Source organism: Thioalkalivibrio sp. ALR17-21 (genome assembly GCF_000420185.1).
Lineage (GTDB): Bacteria > Pseudomonadota > Gammaproteobacteria > Ectothiorhodospirales > Ectothiorhodospiraceae > Thioalkalivibrio > Thioalkalivibrio halophilus.
This window is the reverse complement of the sequence record NZ_ATUL01000018.1, coordinates 26,316-46,497: the sequence shown is the minus strand read 5'-3', so window position 1 is coordinate 46,497 and position 20,182 is coordinate 26,316. Positions and strand designations below refer to the sequence as shown.

15 protein-coding genes are annotated in these 20,182 nt (G+C 64.4%); all 15 read right to left on the bottom strand.

Annotation, left to right across the window (positions count from 1 at the left end):
* Window positions 1-92: 92 nt before the first annotated feature.
* The 15 genes from G020_RS0110285 to tssC all read right to left on the bottom strand — a co-directional run bounded on the left by G020_RS0110285 (window position 93) and on the right by tssC (window position 20,167).
* Window positions 93-611, bottom strand: a complete 519-nt coding sequence (locus G020_RS0110285) for an Hcp family type VI secretion system effector (protein WP_018870968.1) — start codon at window positions 609-611, stop codon at window positions 93-95.
* 320 nt (window positions 612-931) lie between these two features.
* Complete coding sequence (locus tag G020_RS0110280) at window positions 932-1,522, bottom strand: GNAT family N-acetyltransferase (RefSeq protein ID WP_024329551.1); 591 nt, start codon at window positions 1,520-1,522, stop codon at window positions 932-934.
* Window positions 1,506-5,153 (bottom strand): type VI secretion system membrane subunit TssM, encoded by a 3,648-nt coding sequence (gene tssM / locus G020_RS0110275; protein WP_024329550.1) that lies wholly within the window; start codon window positions 5,151-5,153, stop codon window positions 1,506-1,508. The genes G020_RS0110280 and tssM overlap by 17 nt, the downstream gene beginning before the upstream one ends.
* Before the next feature lie 25 nt (window positions 5,154-5,178).
* Window positions 5,179-6,633 carry a type VI secretion system protein TssA gene (gene tssA, locus G020_RS0110270; RefSeq protein WP_231363071.1) on the bottom strand — a complete coding sequence of 485 codons (1,455 nt, stop codon included), beginning with the start codon at window positions 6,631-6,633 and terminating at the stop codon, window positions 5,179-5,181.
* A complete protein-coding gene (gene vasI / locus G020_RS0110265; RefSeq protein WP_231363070.1) occupies window positions 6,621-7,262 on the bottom strand; it encodes a type VI secretion system-associated protein VasI in 642 nt (213 codons plus the stop codon). Before vasI ends, tssA begins: the two co-directional genes overlap by 13 nt.
* A complete protein-coding gene (locus G020_RS0110260; protein ID WP_231363069.1) occupies window positions 7,259-8,875 on the bottom strand; it encodes a sigma-54-dependent Fis family transcriptional regulator in 1,617 nt (538 codons plus the stop codon). Before G020_RS0110260 ends, vasI begins: the two co-directional genes overlap by 4 nt.
* Window positions 8,850-11,573 carry a type VI secretion system ATPase TssH gene (tssH, locus tag G020_RS0110255; RefSeq protein WP_231363068.1) on the bottom strand — a complete coding sequence of 908 codons (2,724 nt, stop codon included), beginning with the start codon at window positions 11,571-11,573 and terminating at the stop codon, window positions 8,850-8,852. Before tssH ends, G020_RS0110260 begins: the two co-directional genes overlap by 26 nt.
* Entirely contained in the window at window positions 11,455-12,267 is an 813-nt protein-coding gene (icmH, locus tag G020_RS0110250) for a type IVB secretion system protein IcmH/DotU (protein ID WP_231363067.1), read from the bottom strand. Before icmH ends, tssH begins: the two co-directional genes overlap by 119 nt.
* A 2-nt stretch (window positions 12,268-12,269) precedes the next feature.
* Complete coding sequence (gene tssK, locus G020_RS0110245) at window positions 12,270-13,607, bottom strand: type VI secretion system baseplate subunit TssK (protein ID WP_024329546.1); 1,338 nt, start codon at window positions 13,605-13,607, stop codon at window positions 12,270-12,272.
* The gene (gene tssJ / locus G020_RS0110240) at window positions 13,607-14,146 is read right to left on the bottom strand and encodes a type VI secretion system lipoprotein TssJ (RefSeq protein ID WP_081647417.1); all 540 of its coding nucleotides are present in this window, start codon (window positions 14,144-14,146) and stop codon (window positions 13,607-13,609) included. The genes tssK and tssJ overlap by 1 nt, the downstream gene beginning before the upstream one ends.
* Window positions 14,143-15,486 (bottom strand): type VI secretion system-associated FHA domain protein TagH, encoded by a 1,344-nt coding sequence (tagH, locus tag G020_RS0110235; protein ID WP_231363066.1) that lies wholly within the window; start codon window positions 15,484-15,486, stop codon window positions 14,143-14,145. The genes tssJ and tagH overlap by 4 nt, the downstream gene beginning before the upstream one ends.
* Window positions 15,487-15,490: 4 nt before the next feature.
* Complete coding sequence (tssG, locus tag G020_RS0110230) at window positions 15,491-16,510, bottom strand: type VI secretion system baseplate subunit TssG (RefSeq protein ID WP_029681285.1); 1,020 nt, start codon at window positions 16,508-16,510, stop codon at window positions 15,491-15,493.
* Window positions 16,474-18,237, bottom strand: coding sequence for a type VI secretion system baseplate subunit TssF (tssF, locus tag G020_RS0110225; RefSeq protein ID WP_024329543.1), 1,764 nt, complete (start codon window positions 18,235-18,237; stop codon window positions 16,474-16,476). The genes tssG and tssF overlap by 37 nt, the downstream gene beginning before the upstream one ends.
* 22 nt (window positions 18,238-18,259) lie before the next feature.
* Window positions 18,260-18,649, bottom strand: coding sequence for a type VI secretion system baseplate subunit TssE (gene tssE / locus G020_RS0110220; RefSeq protein ID WP_231363065.1), 390 nt, complete (start codon window positions 18,647-18,649; stop codon window positions 18,260-18,262).
* Window positions 18,650-18,691: 42 nt separating this feature from the next.
* Window positions 18,692-20,167, bottom strand: coding sequence for a type VI secretion system contractile sheath large subunit (gene tssC, locus G020_RS0110215; protein WP_024329541.1), 1,476 nt, complete (start codon window positions 20,165-20,167; stop codon window positions 18,692-18,694).
* Window positions 20,168-20,182: the final 15 nt, after the last annotated feature.

Here is a 20,182-nt window from a genome sequence, read left to right as displayed (position 1 = left end):
CATAGCCCCCGGCACCACGAGAGTCCATCGGCGGCCATGACAGCGTTTGATTCGAGGGTCGAGGCCGCCCTTCCGGGCGGCCTCGATCCGGATCAGGACTCCTCGGGCGAACGCCAGTCGTCGGTACCGGAGGTACCGGCCACTGTGTGCTCCCAGTCGACCTTGCGATAGGCCAGGCTGACGTTCACGAGCTGGGTGAACTCGGCCTTGGATGCGTCCTGCGCGTGCGGCATGCTGAGATCGATGTCCACGATGGTGGCGTCGGTCAGCGTGGTGGTGAAAAAATGCTCCTGCTTGCCGTCCGTGGAGGTGCGGTACCAGCGCAGGTCCACGGACGGCAGGGATTCACCCGCTGCCAGGGCGTTGTAGAGCAGCGGCACGGCCTTGTTCAGGGCGACGGTGACGATCAGCGGCTTGTGCGCGCGCTGACCGGAGGGCTGACCGGATTGCGGATCGGTCGGGACAGTCACCACGTGCTTGACCTCCTGGACAAGCATTTCGTCCTCGTGCCCTTCCACATAGATGTTGCCGACCGAATCGGGGGTGAACGCGCCAGCGGTGATGTTGCCCTGGGTTTGTCCCTGGATGCTGATGTAGCAAGGTGTTGGCATTGTCAGTTCCTTGTGACGTTGGTTGGTGAATGTCCCGGAGGACACCAAACGAAAAGCAGCTTCCGTGCCAATGCTGCCCCGTTCTTTGTGCGGCCTGAAAAACAATAACTTGTCGCCCCAGCCAACCGAGTCTCCCCTCCCGTGGGCGAAGTCTTGCCCGGCATGGCGAGCAGGATGTTGCCTGCGGGCAACTTGTTACCCGGGCGCCGCACGGCCCCGGACCGTCCGCCCCGCCCCTTGCGCACCGAGGGACGGGGACGGAAACGGCAACAGGTGGAAGCCGGCCGTGCAGCCTGATGCCCCCGACCGGGACAAACCCGTCAGGGTCCCCAGTAGGCCGGTGCTTCGTAATGCATTACGTCCTTTGCATCCGTCCCCTGGCGCTCGAATCCGGCACCTTCCAGACAACGGGCCGCTGCTTCGCAGACGACAGGCAGGCGCGCGACACAGGGTTCTCCCCGAAAGGCCTCCCGGGTCTGTTGCAACAACCGCCGGCCATGGCCCCGCCCCCGCCACTGCTCGGGCACGCCGAAGAACCGTAGTTGCCACGCCGCTTCCGGTTGCGGCCGGCAGGCGAGCACGAATCCCAGCGGCTCGGTCGGGCGTGGGCACAGGCTCATCAGGCGCCCATCCCAGTGTTCGACCCCCTCATCGGCAACCTGCAGCCAAACGCCACTCTGGACCAGATGCTCCAACGCACGCCGAAACGTTGCGAGCTGTTGCTCTTCACGCAGCACCCAGGGAGAACAGCCTTGGTAATCGGCAAGCCGAACGGTCTCCAGAAACGCGTCCAGCATCTCCACAGGCACGGGGCGCAGGCCCAACCCGGCCGCAGTGTCCCCGGCAGCCGCCGCGGGCGTTGCATCGCCCTGGCCACGACGCCGGAACCATCCCTCAACGCGTTTCAGCATTCCGGCTTCCCCCGTCGTGGTAAAGCGCTGTCGGCAATTCGTAGTTCCGTGTCAGAGGCCGGGTGAAGGGGTTCCGGGAGCCCTTGGCGGTGAGCTCGTAGGTCATGTGCCCCCCATCAACGCCGAAGCGAAGTTTCAGCTCCCTTTCCCCGGCGGAGACGATCTCGGCGTGGTCCACCAGACGGAACCATGCCCATGCCCCGCGGAACGACACACTGCGTGGCGAGCGGTTGACCTGTCCCGGTACCAGGGTGACCCGACTTTCGTTGGTATCGCGCAGGTTGTTGGGCCAGATCATGCGAACCCCTTCCGGCGCACCGTGGCGGTATTCCAGGAGTTGTCCGTCGACGTTGAGGATGCTTCGCCGCTTGTCGCTGCTCAGTGTTACGGGCTCTACAGTGAATTCCACGTCCAGGAGGCCATCACGACCGAAATAGGCCTCGCGGATCCGTTCGGCCTGCTCGACCGACCGCAGCACGGCGGGGTTCAGCAGCGAAGCGCCATCCGCATCCTCGAGCAGTTCCGGCCCCTCGTCGATGAACGGCTGCAGCTTGTCCTGGAAGAAACCATCGATCACCCCGCCTTCCGCAAAGAATGCCTCGAAGTCCTCGAGTGCCGCCTCGCGGTCGGCCTCCGGATCGAGGGGATAACGTCCCGCCAGACCGCTCTCGAAAGGGGCCACCACTTCGTCCAGCCATTGCCGCTCGAGATAACGAATCGCCTCGGCGGTGATCAGCTGCCAGCTCTGTTGCGCCAGGTCGTCAAGGAATCGATCAACGGGGGCCGGCAGATCCCCCGCCAGACGCTCGACCGCCTCCACCGGGTCACCGCTCGACAGCAACAGACGGTCGCGTGCGTGCCGGAAGGCCGTACGCCCGGGCTCGCTGGACTGCTCGATCGACCGAAGGTGATCCCGCAGCTCTGCCACGGCGGCCATCGCGCTTTCCAGGTCACTCGGGTCGTCCTCGTCGGCGCGGCCGACGGCGTGCAGGGCCTCGAAATGCCGGGCAACCTCGCCGGCCAGCTGGTAACGCGGCGAAGTCTTGAGCGCCTCGCGGGCGGCTTCGTCGTCCACCGGCAGGCGCGGGTAGAGATCGGTATGGCGCCCCGCCTCGAGCAACAGCCGATCCAGAGGACGACTCGCCCCCAATAGTGCATCCATCACCACAACGGCGTGGGAAACATGCTCGAAATCGACCAGCCGGATGTTGTCCAGGGCCTGACGCCAGGTGACATGGTAATCGGCCACGTAGCGCTCGCGAAGCGCGTCGCGGAGCCGCTCCTCATCCCGGTCACTGAAGGCGATATCGTCACGTCGGCCCAGAACCCACAGGTCCACCAGCGCCAGTTCGGTGGCCTCTTCGATGTCCTCCAGAAATACTTCCTCGAAGCCCTGCCGGGTCAGCAGCCCGGGGAGCCGAATGCTGGAGACGTCGCCATCCCGCGCCCGAAAGACCGTACTCCACCCGGGTCCGACCCGACGGTCGAGACGCAGCGCCCCGTCGCCACGGGCCTCGCCCTGCTTGCGCAGCAGGGAATAGACCCGTTCGTCAAGCGGCTGACGCGCGAGCACCTGCTGGGCCTCCCGAATACTGCCCTCCACCGGCTCCATCGCCGCCTGCGCACGGGGGTTGCCCTGCGACCACTCCAAGAGGAGATCCGTATGGGCCATGGCGTAATCCATGTGGGCCAGCAGCCGGCGCTGCAGCTCACCCTGGTTGGGGAACTGTCTCTGCCAGCGATCCGCCATGTAGGCATGCACGCGCTCCGGCTGGCGGCCGCTGGCATCGGAGATCATCCGGAGAATCCGCAATCGGGTGAGCTGTTCGTTGCTGCCGGGCGCCGCGGTGTTCATCTCGTCCGCAATACCGATCATCACCGCGGGCAGGAAGTGGTACTGCAACATGTCCAGATAGGCCTGATCGACCATCCGGCCCACGGTATACCCCTGATACAGGCCCATATCCGCCACGGCCGGCCAGCGCTGTCGATAGTCACCGAAAACCGCAGTCGCATCGCGCATCCGGTCCAGCAGATCAACCATGCTTTGCCCGGTGGGGTCGTCACGCTGCATCACCGAGGGCTGTACGTCCATCAGCCCATGGGCCTTGGCTTCCACCGCCTGCAGGGCAAGGGCGTTCTTCTGGTAGAAATGACCCCAGCCCAGCACCAGCGCCAGACCGCCGCCCAGGCACAGCGCAATCGTTGCCCGGTGCACCGTACGACGCTTCGCGACAGCATCGGCCGTTTCTCCGACCAACCCCGCCTCGGGAAACACCACGCGCTGGAGAAGCTGTTCGGAAAAATACGCGACCGAGCGCGCCGCCCTGTATGCCGGACGCGCTTCGCCCTTCATGCGATAACGCGCACTTGCCGTTTCCGCAAAGGGGTCCACCGGCACGCCCTGTTGATACACGGACGTGAAATACACTCCGCGTACCTGCGGTTCCGTGGCGTATCGTCGGGCGCTGAGTGCTTCCTGGAGGGTCTCGCGCAGCACCTCGCCCAGCCCCGCCAGCTGGCGGGAGAAACGGAACACCGCCTCCCGTTCGGAACGGTCCCGCGACTCCGCCAGCCAGTTCAGAAGCCTTCGGTCGATGCGCTGGACCATCCCTTCGTACTCTTCGGCGAAGGCCCGCTCCCATTGGTCGGGCTGGTCCGCGACTCCGGGCTCGAAGGAGAAGCCCAGTGGCTCGCTGCGGGCATCCCGGCCGTAATGACGGAAGAATTCGTCAAAGCCGAAAAGGCCATCCATCTTGGTGAGGACCACGTAGACCGGCACCCGGCTCCGATAGCGGGTTGTCAGATCCTGCAAGCGTCCGCGGACAATCTCGGCCTGTTGACGGCGCTTTGAAGGGTTGGCCGACGCCAGCCACGAAAGATCCAGCACCAGCAGGACCCCGTCCAGGGGGCGCCGGGGCCGCTGGACCCGGATCCAGTCAACCAGGTTGGACCAGAGCCCTTGGGACACCGCGTCCATCGCGTTTTCATCCCTTCCGGAATCGTGTTCGAGCAGGCCCTCTCCAGGCTCGACCAGCACCGCCTGATCACTCACCCACCAGTCCACACGCCGACCGCTGCCTTCATCCTCCTCCGGCTGCAGCACCGTCCGGGTCAGCGCGAAACGCAATCCCGACCGATTGATCAGGCTGGTCTTTCCGCTGTCGTCCGGGCCCAGCACCATGTACCAGGGGAGAGAATACATGGCCCGGCGGCGCCGCCCGAGGTGTCCGCGCAGCTGTTCAAGCCAGCGGGCCAGGCCCTGGGTCTGGTGCTCCACCGCAAGGGCTACCGGATCGGGCTGGCCAGCCTGTCTGCGTTCCTCGTCAACCGCCTTCAGACGGGCGGCCAGACGCACACCCCATATCACGAGCACCGTTGCGACCACGGCCAGAATCACCGCGAGCCGGTTCGGCCAGGGTGCCAGCGGGTGGCTGTCGCCCACCTGCCAGGCCGGCCCCCATATCCAGATCACGGCCAGCACTGCAGCCAGCATCGCCACGAGCAACCAGAACCAGAGCTTGCCGGAGCCGCCCCCCTGACCCGCCGCCTTCCCGGCCCCACCGATGGCGGACGGCTTGAAGATGCTCCGTGCAAAGCGGGAGATGCCTTTCCTTGCGTGATTCCACATGTGTGCTTCCTGCGTGTTTTTCCGATTAGTTCCGACAGCCTGCACCGGCCGCCTTCAGGCGCTGAACGAGCTGGGGTTCCCAGTGTTCCAGTGCGAGGTCCTCGATCACGGCCTGTACCGCCCGGTACTGCTGCCGGGACAGAGCCTCCAGCCCGGCTTCCCCAAGCAGGTCGGCGCTGGCAAGACGCCAATAGGCCTCGTCACGCGGAGACCTGGCTGCCGCCAGCCCGCGGTCGAGAATGGAGAGTGCGGTGTTCAGACCATCGTCCTCGTCCAGGCAGGAGCGCGCCTCTGCAAGGGCCTGCTGCCATGGAGCATCCGCTGCCGGCAGTCCGCTGCTTTCCGTCCCGCCCGCCCGGGCCAGCCACTGGCGCGTGGTTTCATCCGCGAACGCGGTCCCGTCGCTGAACTGCAGTTCCACAAGCCCGGGTAGCCTGGTTACGAATCGGACGGTTTCCTCGTGAATCGCATCGGCGCAGTCATCGAACCCCAGGCGCTGCGCCAGCGTTGCACTGAGACGCTGCCCCTCGAGCCAGAAGGGGCTGACCGCCAGACTTTTCTCCAGTCGCTGCCAGAGGGCGTGGTTGCCACCGCGCTCCGCCCCTTCGCGATACTCCGCCATGCGGTCGGCGGCCACGGCCGCCAGCTCGGTACGTTGACCGTCACGGGTCGCGGGAACACCGTCGATCGGCGCCCACACCGCGTAGCGACGCAGCCGATAGCCGATGGGCTGATCGGGCGCCTGAGCGGCCAGATGATCGGCCACGCGAAGCAGCGCTTCCCGTTGCCCGCGTTCGTCCCCGGTGCGCAGCTCGATTCCGGCCAGCGCGGAGCCTTGATCCGCGGACAATGGGGCCCGCTCGGGAGGCGTTGGTCCGTGCTCCTCCTCCAGCTCCCCTGGGCCCTCGGGCGCTGCCGCCGCGAGACGGGTCAGCGTTTGTTCCAGCTCCTCCAGGGGGTCGACCGGCAATCCCGCCGCCCGCGCCTTCTCCTGCAACTGCTCGAGTATGTCGAGGTGCTCTTTGTACCCGCATTTCGTGCCGGCCGGGAGACCGGCGGCCAAGTGAACGGCGCGCTGCATGATGGTGCCGAACAGTTTCCGGCGCAGAGCCTTGCCGGGCTCGCCGGGTCGCGGGTAGGCGTTTTCCCACCATGTATCCAGTGCCCCGGAGAGCAACCGCAACGAGACTTCGAAGCGGGCCGGATCACGCTCCTGCTGCAGACAATGAAGCAGATGGGCGAGCACCCGAATGTCCTTGCCCGCTTCACAGAGCAGCCGGATCGCGCGACTTTCCGCGCCGGCCCAGTCAATCTGGCCATGCCGCAGGGAGCCGACCTTCATCAGTTCCTCGTCCAGCCAGGCGTAGTCGGTACTGCCGGCCACTTCCTGACCAACCCCCGAGGGCCCGTCCACCGGCGCCAGCACCGCCTCCACGTGCGCACCGGATTCGACCCGGTCCATGTCTTCTACCAACGACATTTCGCCCTCAAAGGCCGAATCGCTTCGGCCAGGTCGTCGATCTCGAAGCGCAGCCCGTCCAGTGCCGGCAACGCCTCGCTGCCCAGCTCCAGATTCCCGCCCGCCAGCAACTGCCGCAGGGTTGCGATCGCGGGCAGGCCGCGCCCCCCACTCACGACCCGGCCGCCATCGCGCACGCGCCAGGTCTGCTGGATGCGGGTGCCGCCCTGGACGAGCTCCATGTCGACGCGACCCGCCGACGCCGGTAGCGGAAGATGGACCTGGAAATGGGTAATGTCCGAATAGCAGGCGACCACCAGCCGAGGCCGCGGCGGCGGCGTACCCAGTGCCGGGGCTGTGAGCAGCACCACCTCCTCGTATTCCCCGACACTGAGACGATGATCGTCCGTCGCGCGTCGGGCTTCCTGCCGCTCGACCACCTCCCACAGCGGAGGGGCCGGGTGCGACGCGCCGGGGTCGCCCGATTCGGAGCGGAAGAGGTCGTCATAACAGGCCAGACGATCGGCCCTTGCTTCGATCTCCACGCATGCGGAGACGGCTTCCGGGCCAACCGACTCGCTGGCCTGCAGGAGCCCTGCCGCCCAGGCGAGCGGCAGTAACAGAAGCCGTGCAGCATTTCCGTGCCTCATGTGAAATCCTTGTCCAACTCGAATTGCCGGCATTTGTACGCCAGCGTCCTTTTCGGAACGCCCAGGCTCAGCGCAGCCTTGGCGCGGTCTCCCTCGAACTGGCGCAGCTTCTCCCGGATCAGGCGCGCCTCGTAATCGCGCACCGCCTGCCGCAGGTTGACCGGCGCCTGCGCCGGATTGGAGGCTCCCGGGACGACCGGCTCCGTAGCCCTTGCCACCGGCAGCAACTCCGGCCGGATCACTTCGCCTTCGCTCGCCATCGCGCAGGCGTATTCCAGCGTATTGCGCAGCTCGCGCAGGTTCCCGGGGAACTCATACCCCTCCAGACAGGCGAGGGCTTCGTGGCTGATACTGATGCCGTCCCGTCCCTCGCGCGCGGCGAATTCGTCGACGAAATGCCGGGCCAGCTCGTCAATATCCTCCCGACGCTCCCGCAACGGCGGGAGATGGAGGGGGAACTGGTTCAGCCGGTAGTAGAGGTCGGCCCGGAAACGCCGATCGCGGATAAGCTCTACCAGCGGCTGGTGGGTTGCGGATACAAGACGGACATCCACCTCGTGCTCCCGCCCTCCGCCCAGCGGACGATACCGGCCACTCTCCAGCACCCGCAGCAGCTTCGCTTGCAGCGCCGACGGCATGTCGCCGATCTCGTCCAGAAACAGGGTCCCCCCGTCCGCTTCGGCCAGCAGACCGGCGCGATCGTGCGTCGCCCCGGAGTGGGCCCCACGCAGGTGGCCGAACAACTCCGATTCGAGCAGCGCCTCCGGGATGGCAGCGCAATTGATCGCCACAAATGCCTTTTCACGCCGCGCCGAGAATTCGTGGATTGCCCGTGCGACGTGCTCCTTTCCGGTCCCGGTCTCGCCCTGCAGGAGGACCGCGAGCCTGGTTTCCGCCGCGCGGATCACACGGGATCTCAGTTCGGCCATGGCCGGCGACCCCCCGATCAGTCGGCGGCCAAGCGCCTGTTCCAGGGAACGGGCCCGGGAGTCCTGTTGCAGGCGGTTCAGGGAATGGCGCAGATCCTCGTCACGGCGGTGCGCTCGCGCCTGGTTGAGCAGCCTGTACCAGGTGGTGCTGACAAGCCGCTCCAGCGCACCAAGGTCCGGAGCGGCCCGCAGCGCCCGCAAGCGGCCCGTGGGACCCGCGAGCGCCATGACTCCCAGCCAGTCGTTTCCGGCCGCTTCTCCACGCAGCGGCCGGCACTCGATCTCCCAGTCGCCGGGCAGATCCTCGATATCGGCCCGAAACTCCGGGTCATCCATGCGCCCTCGCAGGTCCGCCACGCGTGCTTGCAACGTACGCCCGGACCGGACCACATGCGCATAGGGATGCCGGAAGTCATCGCAGGCGTAGCGCGCCGCGTTGGCGTCGGCAGACATCCACCGCCCGCTGGCATCCAGCGCCAGGAGACGAACCCAGCCGGTCGGCACGGTTTCCTCGAGCAAACGGGCCGTGCGTCGGCGCAACTGTTCGGGTGATCGGCTTTCCACCAGTGGAACCACCGACACAAGCCCGCCGACGACATGGCCGTTCGCCTGCATGTCAGATTCGAGAGTCACGGTTGCGTGCAATCGCGGCGTGTCGTCAGGCGATATCAGCGCGGAATTCACCGCTCTCCGGGTCAATTCCGAGTTCCATGCGCTGGATCGTTTCCTTGCGGGCCAGATGCTCCAGCAGCTTCAACGACACCGGCGGCAACAGCTCGCCTTCGATGACGGATTCGAGCATGCGGGCACCGTTCTCGCTTCGCCGCGCCCGCCGGCAGATGGCCTGCGGCAACGCCGGCGCCACCTCGATTTCGGCACCCGCATGCTGCCGCCGGATACGCGTCACCAGGCCATCGAGTTTCGCCGTAACGATCTCCTCGAGGGTGCTGTCGGACAACGGCCGGTAAGGAACGATCTCCATCCGGGCCAGCAAGGCGGGCTTGAAGAACGCGGCGAGCTCCGGATAAAGCGCCTGCTCCAGCGCCTCCGGTTCCGCGTGATGCCGCACAATCTGTTCATACCCAAGGTTGGAAGTAAGGAAAAACAGAACGTTGCGACAGTCGATACAGCGACCTTCACCGTCACTGAGTTCCCCCTTGTCGAATGCCTGATAGAACAGGTTCAGGACGTCGGGGTGTGCCTTCTCGGCCTCGTCCAGCAGTACCACGGAGTACGGACGCTGGCGGAGGGCCTCGGTAAGCAGCCCGCCTTCGCCGAAACCGACATAGCCCGGCGGCGAACCGATCAGCCGCGCAACACTGTGCTTCTCCTGATACTCCGACAGGTTGATGGTGGTCAGGAACTGTCGCCCCCCGTAAAGCTGCTCGGCGACCTGATGGACCGTCTCGGTCTTCCCGACACCGCTCGGCCCCACCAGCAGGAACGCCCCCAGTGGACGCCCCGGTCGGCGCAAATCCGCGCGCGCGGTCAACAGGTGCCGGTGAAGCTGTTCGATGGCTGCGTCCTGTCCCTTGATATGTTCGCCAAGCAGAGCGGGAAGCCGCGTCAGACGGCCGAGCTCGTCGTCGCTCATGCGATCCACCGGAACGCCTGTCCAGTCCTCGATCACTTCTGCAACCCGGGGCGCCTCGACCGTCGCGCTGACCAGGGCATGGCGCGTCTGCAGCGCCTCGAGCTCGCGTTCGAATTGCGCAAGCCTGGCGGCCGCCGCATCGCGCTCGCCGTCCTGCCCCGCCGCTTCGCTCAGCAGCGGGGAGTGCAGGTCCAGGATCGCCCGAACCTTTTCACGCTGTTCCTGCCATGCCGCATCGAGTTCGGTGCGCCTGGCCCGGAGCTCCGCAAGATCCCGCGACAGTTCCGCCTCGCGATCCCCCGCATCCGCACGCCCCAGCAGTCGCTCCCGCTGCACCTGGTCCATCTCCCGCTCCATCGCGAGAACCTCGCTATCCAGGTGAACCAGTCCCCGCGGAGGCGACTGCAACGCCCGGGCCACTCTTGCACAAGCGGTGTCCAGCACCTCGATCGCCTTGTCGGGCAGCTGTCGGCCGGCGAGGTAACGTGCCGACAATTCCGCCGCCGCACGGAGGGCGCTTTCGCCGATCACGACGCCGTGGCTGTCTTCGTAGACATCCCTCAACCCGCGAAGGATAACCAGCGCCTGCTCCGGCGTCGGCTCAACCACGCTGACGGGCTGGAAGCGGCGCGCCAGGGCCGGATCCTTCTCGATGTATTTCTTGTACTCGCGCCAGGTGGTAGCGGCGATCGTCCGCAGCTCACCGCGGGCCAGGGCCGGCTTCAGCAGATTGGCGGCATCCCCGGCACCCTCCGGGTTCCCGGCCCCGATCAGCGTGTGCGCCTCGTCGATGAACAGCAGCACCGGGCACTGCCCTTCCGCTGCTTCGCGTATCACTGCCTTGAGGCGTTTCTCGAACTCGCCCTTCACAGCGGCCCCGGCCTGCAGGGCCCCGAGGTCCAGAACCCGCAGATCCACCTCCCGCAGTGACGCGGGCACCTTGCCCGCGACAATGCGAAGGGCCAGTCCTTCAACGAGCGCGCTCTTGCCCACGCCCGCATCACCGACCACCACGGGGTTGTTCTTCCGGCGTCGGACCAGGATGTCGATCATCTGGTCGATTTCGAGATCCCGACAGAGCACCGGATCCAGTTCACCTTCGCGGGCCTGTTCGGTCAGGGAATGGGTAAAACGCCCCAGCGCACTGTCATCCGCGCTGGCGGCAACCGCTTCGGCGCCCTCCTTCCGGGGCTGCTCCGCGGACCCGGCGACAAGCCGGTCGAAATCGCGCAACAGTACATGGCGATCGACGGCCGCCATCCGATACGCGTTGTCGTGATCGAGGTAGCGGTCCGGGTACTGCAGCAAGGCGAGCAGGATGGCGCCGCTGCGCAGTTGACTATGCTCCAGCTCCGTGCTGGCCATCAGCCAGGCATCCTGCAGAAGGGCGACCAGCGTCGGCGAAAAAGCCGGTGTGCCCTCCTCTTCCGGACGCATGGGCGCCGCTGCGGCCAGCAACCGGCCGCGCAGCTCCGAAACCTCCCCGAGGGCATCGCCCAGCAGGCAGCGGACGTCGCACAAGGGCTGATCGAGGAACGCTGCCAGCACATGCGCAGCACTCACCTCCGGTGCGCGCTGTTCAATACACAAACCGGCCGCGGCCTCCAGGCCCTGCCGTGCGACCGGATGCAGACGCTTGAGAAGTGCGCCGAGCTCTACCTTGAGCATGTCAATTCCCTTTTTGTTCGAACCATTGCGCCACGAGGGCGCTGACTTCACTCGCCTGCTGACCGAGGGACCAGGACATCGCCAGATAAAGGCCCACAGACACCACAGCAAAAAGTCCAACGATCATCCACACGGGAAACTCACCGCGCGATTTCCAGCGACTGCGCGTCACATGCCGTTCCGGATCCGTCAGTGCTTCTTCACTGGTTTCGTGCAGGGACGACAGCTGATCCCCCAGCGCCTTGACGATACGTTGATACTCGTCGTTCTTTTCGGGCTGTATGCGGTAGCGCCCCTCGAACCCCAAACAAAGGCAGACATAGATGAATGTCAGCAATTCCTCGTACCGCTGCGGTTCCTGTTGAAGCCGTGCGAGGATGGAAAAGACCTTCTCCCCTCCCCAGGTCTCGTCATGGAAACGGGCCAGCAGCGAATGTTCCGCCCAGTCGCTCTGCGCACCCCACGAGGTGCTCATCACCGCCTCGTCGACGAACGAACACAGGACATAGCGATACGCCAGCACGGTTGGTCTGTCGTAGCCCTGCTCCGTGAGCTCGATGTCGATGGAGCGGATTTCCTCCACCACCTGGCGGTACAGGGCTTCAACGTCTTCCAGCCGCTCCAGTTGGCGTACGCGGATCACCAGTCCAAACAGCGGACTCGCCGCATCGACCAGCGGATTAAGGCTGTAGCCCCGAAGCCGGAACACCAGTGCCTCGTCGCCATCCAGCATGCCGGCCTGCACCGCGGCTCCGGAACCTCCCTCGCTGAAACCCCTTCCATGATCTTTCAGACTTTCTGCGATTGCCGTCATCGCTAGCTCCTGATCGCCCAGAACTGGATATCCAGCCCCGGAAATTTCCCGCCGACGTGAAATGCGAAGCCGCTACCGCCGGACAACGTCGACCATGCCTCACTACGCCGGTCGAGCTGGAAGTAGATGTGGCTTGCGTGGTATGGAAGCTGCCGTGGCGCCACGGGCAACGGGACCAGCGGCACGCCCGGCAACTGCAGGCTCACCAGGTCCGTGATGCGTTCAATGCTGGCCACCTTGGTCTGCTGCACGAACAGGCGACGCAGTTCCTCCACCGGCATATCGGCGTGCACCGCCACGATGAACTCCGCATCCTCCAGGAGCCCGGGATCACTCAAGGGTGCAACCATCAGGCCGTACCGACGATGCTCCAGCGGAATCGCAACGGCGCGCGCTTCGAGCACGGTGGACAGCGCCAGTCGAAGCCCCTGCATCAGGGCCCGCAACGAGTCGTCCGGATGGTCGTGGTCGTACGGAGGGTAGGCCCGCGGAAGACGCGACTCGTCCGTAAAAGTGGCCAGCTCGCCACAGGCTTCCAGCATGCAGGCATACAGCGTTTCCGGGTGCAGGCGGCGATGCTGGGCCAGATGCAGAAAGCGGGGCTGCAGGCGGTTGAGCAGCTGCAAAAGCATGAAATCCGAGACATCGGCGACACCCGCCTGTTCGGGGGCAGCAAGCCGCTGGGCAATGCTTCTTGCCCGCTCCTGCATCAGGCCGGCCATCTCGCCCAGAAACCGCTGCAGGCTTGGCGCAACGCGGGTACTCAGCGCCGTGGGAACAAAATGCGGATCCAGTACCAGCCCGCCATCCGGCCGGAGTTCGAGGATCCGGGCGACCGCCAGACAGGCATAACCACTACGGTCATCGCGCTCCAGCAGCAGCCTTGGAGCCACCCTTGCCACGGACAGTTCCGTGGCATCGCCCCCGCGGGAGTGCAGGTCGCGGATTTCGCGCGGCTCCAGCCGAAACCGACCTTCGTATTCCGGCTGATCGGTGTCCGCCACCTCGGCCACACTGTCGCGCGCAAGCGGCAGCGCAAGATAAACATGCTGGTTGGCCGCGCTCGCCTCCGTGACCTCCAGCGGCTCCGGCTCCAGGTCATCCCCGGGAATGTCGAAGGTTGTCCCGTCCGGCAACACGCCACGTGCCCGAGTCAGCGCCACCCGGCCGAACCCGAGAAACTCCTGGTTGAGCGACAGCTCCACGAACCCGTGGTCATAGGCGCAAGCCGCCTCGAGCCGGAGGTTGACCACCCCTTCAAGGCTGCGTTGCTGTTGCTGGAAATGCTGCGGCTTGATGAAGTCGCCTTCACGCCAGACTACTCGATTTCGACACACCATCAGTCCTCGTCCTGAAGGTCGGCTTCGTGCCTGCGCAAATGCACGAGAAGGTTGTAGTCACGGCCTCGCGATTCAACGCGCAGGGCCTTTTTCCACTGCGCTTCATCCGGCATCGCGTAATACGCCACCAAACCGATGTAGCGGGCATCCGAGTCCAGTTCACCCAGAAAAAAACTCTTGAACTGGCCTGGCAACAGGGTGAAGTCGTCGTGGTCCAGATAATTGGTCCCGAGCGCGTCTTCGAGCTCTTCCTCGAGCTCCTCATAGCTTGCGGCCATGAGCATTGAGTCATCCTTCAATTGCATCACGCGAAACATCAGCGGTGTACCTTCGCCTTCGCTGTTGGGATTGACGTCCTCGTCGGCCACCAGGCTCAGGCGTACCGCAGAAGGCTGGTCTTCCGGATGGCCTACCGGAACGGACGGGTCCCAGATCACCTGCCCCAGCTTTCCTGCCGTTTCCAATGGTGTTGCACATCCGCTTACAAGAACTGCAAAAATCACCCACACCAGCAACCGACAACCCCGGCAGGAGATCATTTCGTCTCCCCTTGCCGACTCCGCACCGACTGGTCATACGCCTGTTCGAACACCTCCCAGAACAGCTTTGCAAAGCCCTGTTGCCGATCGGAATTCAACTCCGCGAAATAGTGGCGGTACATGCGCCATGACCAACCGTCGCCACGGGCCTCTGCTTCGTCTCCGGTTCGATATGCCGCGAACCGACGCTGCAGGGTGTCCGGCTCGAACGCCGACAGCAGCGTCTGCAGCCCGGCACTGATTGCGGTTTCCATTGCCTGCTGATGCCGGCTCATGAGCTCCAGCGACTCCGACACCGCCGCCGCCGGTGCGAGATGCACCGGACTCCGGTCGGAAGAAAACATCGTTCGGACCGTCTCGTGATAGTCCTGCTCGAGACGAAGCGGATTATCTTCAATCGGCTGCAGGCGGCGGTCGCGCAGCGGGTACCTGGACTCGTGCCGGGTACGGTGGAGTTCGCACAAGCCGGTCACCGTCGCTTTCACGGTCTCGCCGACGAGCGCCAGAAATTCCCTTTGCTCGGCCGCGTCACGGAATTCCAGGTTCACACCCAACGCTCCGAGCAAGGGCTGGATACTCGCGCCACCGGCGGCGCCCGCGGTCGCGGTCGCCGTCTCCGGCCCCGACCACCGTTCGTCCAGGTGGGCCCCCACCGATTGCTCCAGTGCCTTCAGTTCGTCTTCGCGTGCTTCCGTGGACCGGGGTTGCGCCGGACTCATCATGGCGGACTCCTCCCTGGATCGAAGGTCGCGGCCGCCGTCCGGGCCCGTCCACTCTCCGTTGACCGAACCATTCTTTTTGTTGCCCTCCATAGCCCCCTCCAATGCCTTGATCGGATCATCCACATGCCGGCCCGGATCGGACTGCCCACCCAACGCGACCAACGGATCTCCTGCGTCATCCGCCTTCTCGGCCATCAGCGGCCCGCCATCCGCCGTCATGACTGCCTCGCGACCCCCGGTCAGCGCCCCGGCCAAAGCGGAGATCCCGAGATACTCATTCCCGCTTCCGGCATGGACACGAACGTGGTAATCGCCGATCACCAGAGTGTCCCCATCGGACAGCGATACCTTTTGATTTCGGCCCAGCGGCTGTCTTCCATTGTTGATGCAGGTGTCGCCGCCTTCTGCCTGCAGGATGAACCTGCCGTCCTCGTATCCCACAAAGGCATGTACACCGCTGACACGCCCCGCAGTGTCGGGCAGCCACCAATCACAGGCACCCTGATCGCTGCCAAGGCAACCGCCATCCGTGCCGAACACATGGCTACTGCTGCACTGACCATCAAGCACTTCCGAATTGGTTACCACCATGGTCAGTTCCGTCGGTCGTTCCGCCACCACATCACTCCCTTGTCTGTATACGGACACGCCGCCCCTGGCGCATCGCTTCCGTTCGTGGAGAGACAAAACTGGTCCATCCCAATAGACTCGTTTTCGGACAGGAAAGCCGCATGCCATCGACCTCCTCTGGCTGCAGTTCCAGCTCCAGGTCATACGCGAGCGGTTCACGCAGGAGGAAATCCACCAGCGACTGCAATACGCGGAACTCCCTGCCACTGGGGAGAAAGTCGCTCATTCGTGTGCGACTCAGTCCGGCAATGCGGATCACAAACTTGCCGTTGATGTCCCGCACCCGCTCTCCGATGGTGAAATCATGGTTCAGCCGCATACCGGCGACACCACAACGACTACGTTGATCGGGCGATATCTGCACCGATCGGGCACACCAGGGAAGCACCGTCACCTGGTCGAGGTCGAAGTAATGCGCAAGGATTCCCCCCACGACTTCCGGAGCCCGGGAGCGCCCCGCCACCAGGCCGGCATACGCCAGCATCTTGCTCCAGTTGATCGGCGTCTCGCCGCGCATGCCCTCGTCCGCGAGGCCGGTCAGCGCAAACAGCACCGCCGAGAACCCGTCACCTGCGCCGTCCTCGTAGCGGATGTGATGGCGGTACTTTCGCCACGAGAAATGGAAAAGCGTCAGCAGCCGGTGATGGAAGAAATCCAGGAGATCGGCAGCGGCACCTTCGTCGTGGGCGCGTGCCTGCGCCACCTGTTCCAGGTAGTAACCGGGGAGCGGTGACTGCGCGCCATGCAAGCCCATGAACCCAACCTCCAGGCCATACCCCCGCTGCTCGCAATACCGCAGGTGAACCACGTCGCTCCCGGGAAATCCCAACGACGGCGACACACTGAACCGAATCCCCTGCACGACCGGCCGCGTGTCCACCCTGCGCTCGGGGATCTCCCCGCGCACACGGAACAGCAACTCGACCAGCTGGAAGAAGTCATAGTGATGCGCGCATTCCCGAAGGACCTCGGGCACTACATCAGCGGTTGTTGTCCGGGCTGCCACTTCCATGTGTAGCGCTGCTCGCTTTTCCGATTAATGACCTGCAACTCGTGAAACGAGTTGATGCTCGCGTACAACGCCAGAAACCTGGCCAGAACCGAGCCAAACTGATAAAGGCTCCCTTCGTCCCCAAAGGCGTCTTCGTCCAGTTCCACAACCGAACGCAAACCCCGAACCGGCAACCCCTGGAACAGTCGATCCACCGCTTCCGTCCGAATCGAACGGATCCCGGCCAGCCGGTTTTGCGAGACTCGCTCCGCCTGACGGTCTGCAAACGACCGGAAATCGTAGGCCCGCAATACCGAGCGGAGGGCATCCGTGCTCAGCAACGAGAGATAGTTGAGGGCCAGGTTCGACAGCAGCGTCCACAGCAGGCCGTCATCCAGGCGTGGCTGTAGCCGCGGCGTGGGTGCCGTGATGTTGCTTACCGTGGCCATGGCCGGCGAGTCGTCGGCGTATGTCGCCACGTCCCCGACCGCCAGTGCCTCCGGGAGGCGCCGATTGGTGCAGGTGAGCCGCAACGAGACGGTTTCCCGGTCTCCCAATCGCTGGACCTCGTCGCCGCGCACGAAGGAGATGTCGTGGTCGAAGCCGTCATTTCGCATGCTCTCGCGCGTGCGCACCCGATAGAACAACGCTTCCCCGCCACGATCCCGCTCCAGCTGATGCTGGAAACTCTCGAAGGGGAAATAGCGCCTGGGCTTTCCGCGAAAACGCCCGTCGGCCTCGGTCAGCCAGCCCTCCACCTCGTCGACGCTGAACACTTCGTAATGCCCCGGGTTGCGACTGCTGGGCGTTATCCTGTACTCGCTCCGCTGACCGGTCAGATCGACCGGGTCCGCATCCATCTCGAACAGATTCACGGCCGGCGTACAGTGCAGCTGAAAGTTGTCGACTCCTGGACGCACATCGGACGGAAGGCTTCGCGAGAAACGGAACACCAGCCTCACCTCCTCTGCCGCCCGGTTCGGACAACTGGAGCTCAGACCTTTCACTTCGACAAACCGGAACGCGTCCGGAAGGCACAGATACTCCTGCAGAATGCGGTAACCCTCGAAACTGTTCCTCGGATACGGCAAGACGGCCTGGTCCCGCTCGAACCCCACCGGCCCAATGGCGTCAAGCGGCAATCTGCGTTGCTCGCCATCGATCCACAGGTGCAGGTCTTCCAGGTAATGCTGGAGCCAGAGGTAGAGCATCCGCGCCGAATATTCGTCGCCACCAAGGTAGAACCGCATGGACTCGGGAGCGACCGCATCCAGCGGCTGGTCTCCATGCACACGCAAGTGGAGGGTCAGTTCCGACGAATTGCCCGAGTGGAGGTCTGCCACCTCCACCACCTCCAACGGGTTCAAGGTGACGTCATGGCTGGTGCGGAACCGGCACTCGGTACCCTCGACCGGAACACTGGACAGCATAGTGCCCCGCGCGATGCGGTAGGTTCCGGTCAATGCCTGCCATAGCGGAGTGAACCGTACAATCGTCATGCTGGGCACCGGCCGCAGGTAATTCGGCCACAAGGTGTTGATCAGCGAGTGAGTGAGTTCCGGAAACTCGTCCTCGACCTTCTCGCGCATGCGCCCGGTCAGAAAGGCAAAGCCCTCGAGCAAGCGCTCCACGTCCGGATCCGTTCCACGCTCGGAAAGGAAACGGCTCAGCTGAGGGTAGGCCTCGGCGAACTCGCGGCCCTGCTCCCGCAGGAAGTTCAGTTCGTCCCTGTAGTAACGGTTCAGCATCACTCAAACCCGGCCAACGCCGTCATTCGACGAGCCAGTACCGGCGATCGGCCAGCAACAGGTCCAGGGTGGTTTCGTCACGCCGGCCGTCCAACGCCAGTCGGGCATGCACCCGAAACTGAAGCCGTGTCGACTGGCTTCCGTTGTCCTGGACCTCCACGTTCACATCGGTGATGCGCGGTTCAAACCGCTCGATGCACGCCTGGACGGCCTGCCGCACACCGAGCTTGAGGTCCAGCGCGGCGCCCGTGGCATCGTTGAAATCCATCAGTCCGAGTTCCGGCACGCACGGACTATGACCGGGACAGCTGTTGAGCAGATCGGTCAAATGCCGCTTGATCGAGTCGACAAGCGCCTGGTCGCCGCCACCCGAAGGCTCCGGGTAACCCGGTGCGGCCAGACGCTCGAACAACCGGCGCCCATTGCTGTTGTGAGACACCCCGGTCACAGGTCCTTACTCCTTGTCCAGGCGACCGACAAGCGAGAGTTCGAAGTTCGCGCCCATGTACTTGAAGTGTGGCCGAACCGCCAGGGATACCTGATACCAGCCCGGGTCTCCCTCCACATCGGAAACATCGATCGCGGCAGCCCGAAGGGGACGACGGCTTCGCACATCGGCGGGCGGATTTTCCTGATCCGCCACATACTGTCGGATCCAGTCGTTCAGCTCCCGCTCAAGATCCTGCCGCTCCTTCCAGGCACCAATCTGCTCGCGTTGCAGCACCTTGATGTAGTGCGCAAGGCGATTGATGATGAACATGTACGGGAGCTGCGTGCCCAGCTTGAAATTGGTCTCGGCCGCCTGACCCTCCGGGGTATTCGGGAAGCGTTTCGGCTTCTGCACCGAGTTGGCGGAGAAAAAAGCCGCGTTGTCGCTGTCCTTGCGCATCGTCAGAGCGATGAAGCCCTCTTCCGCGAGCTCGTACTCCCGACGGTCAGTAATCAGCACTTCAGTGGGAATCTTCGCCTGCAACTGGCCCATGGCCTCGAAGGTGTGGACGGGAAGGTTCTCGACCGCTCCGCCACTTTGCGGGCCAATGATGTTGGGGCACCAGCGGTATTTGGCGAAGCTGTCGGTCAGGCGTTCGGCCAGGAGATAGGCCGTATTCCCCCAGAGATAATGCTCATGGCTTTGGTTCACCGTCTCGCGGTAGCTGAAGGTCTTGATCGGGTTCTCGACCGGATCGTAGGGCATCCGCAGCAGAAAACGGGGCGCGGTCAGCCCCAGGTACCGGGCATCCTCGCTCTCGCGAAGACTGCGCCAGCGCGCATATTGCGGACCTTCGAAGACTGCGGACAAGTCCTTGATATGGGGGAGATCCTGGAAGCTCTCCACACCAAAGAATTCCGGTGCGACCGACGAAATGAACGGTGCATGCGCCACAGCGCCCACCGCAGCGGTGTACTGCAGCAGCTTGATGTCGGGCGTGCTGGGGTTGAACTCGTAAACCCCAATGACCCCGGCCACCGGGTCACCACCGAACTGGCCGTAACCGGATGCATACACATGCTGATACAGGCCGCTCTGGGCAAGCTCGGGAGAGAACTCGAAGTCGTCGAGGAGTTCTTCCTTGGTGGCATGCAGCAGACTCAGGCGGATGTTCTCGCGAAAATCGGTGCGGTCCACGAGAAGCTTGAGCCCGCGCCACGCCGATTCGAGCTTCTGGAACCGGGGAAGATGCAGGACTTCGTCCACCTGCGCGCTGATCTTCCGGTCCAGCTCGACGATCATGCGATCCACGACCGCCTTGTTGACCTGCGGCGTTTCTTCGTCATCCCGCAGCAGTTCGCTGATGAAGGCGGCAACGCCCTTGCGCGCGACATCATAGCCTTCGTCCGCCGGCGCCATGCGGGTTTGCGCCATCACCTGATCCAGCAGGGACCCGGTGGCCACGCCGTCGCGGGACTGTTCCTCTACCACTTCGTTCATTGCTTGTTACCTCGC

What these genes read in the sequence shown, in the direction of transcription:
- tssM (WP_024329550.1), bottom strand. Translation starts at nt 5,153, where the DNA reads ATGTGGAATCACGCAAGGAAAGGCATCTCCCGCTTTGCACGGAGCATC.
- tssF (WP_024329543.1), bottom strand. Translation starts at nt 18,237, where the DNA reads ATGCTGAACCGTTACTACAGGGACGAACTGAACTTCCTGCGGGAGCAG.
- icmH (WP_231363067.1), bottom strand. Translation starts at nt 12,267, where the DNA reads ATGACGGCAATCGCAGAAAGTCTGAAAGATCATGGAAGGGGTTTCAGC.
- tssK (WP_024329546.1), bottom strand. Translation starts at nt 13,607, where the DNA reads ATGGTGTGTCGAAATCGAGTAGTCTGGCGTGAAGGCGACTTCATCAAG.
- tssA (WP_231363071.1), bottom strand. Translation starts at nt 6,633, where the DNA reads ATGTCGTTGGTAGAAGACATGGACCGGGTCGAATCCGGTGCGCACGTG.
- G020_RS0110280 (WP_024329551.1), bottom strand. Translation starts at nt 1,522, where the DNA reads ATGCTGAAACGCGTTGAGGGATGGTTCCGGCGTCGTGGCCAGGGCGAT.
- tssC (WP_024329541.1), bottom strand. Translation starts at nt 20,167, where the DNA reads ATGAACGAAGTGGTAGAGGAACAGTCCCGCGACGGCGTGGCCACCGGG.
- vasI (WP_231363070.1), bottom strand. Translation starts at nt 7,262, where the DNA reads ATGAGGCACGGAAATGCTGCACGGCTTCTGTTACTGCCGCTCGCCTGG.
- tssJ (WP_081647417.1), bottom strand. Translation starts at nt 14,146, where the DNA reads ATGATCTCCTGCCGGGGTTGTCGGTTGCTGGTGTGGGTGATTTTTGCA.
- tssG (WP_029681285.1), bottom strand. Translation starts at nt 16,510, where the DNA reads ATGGAAGTGGCAGCCCGGACAACAACCGCTGATGTAGTGCCCGAGGTC.
- G020_RS0110285 (WP_018870968.1), bottom strand. Translation starts at nt 611, where the DNA reads ATGCCAACACCTTGCTACATCAGCATCCAGGGACAAACCCAGGGCAAC.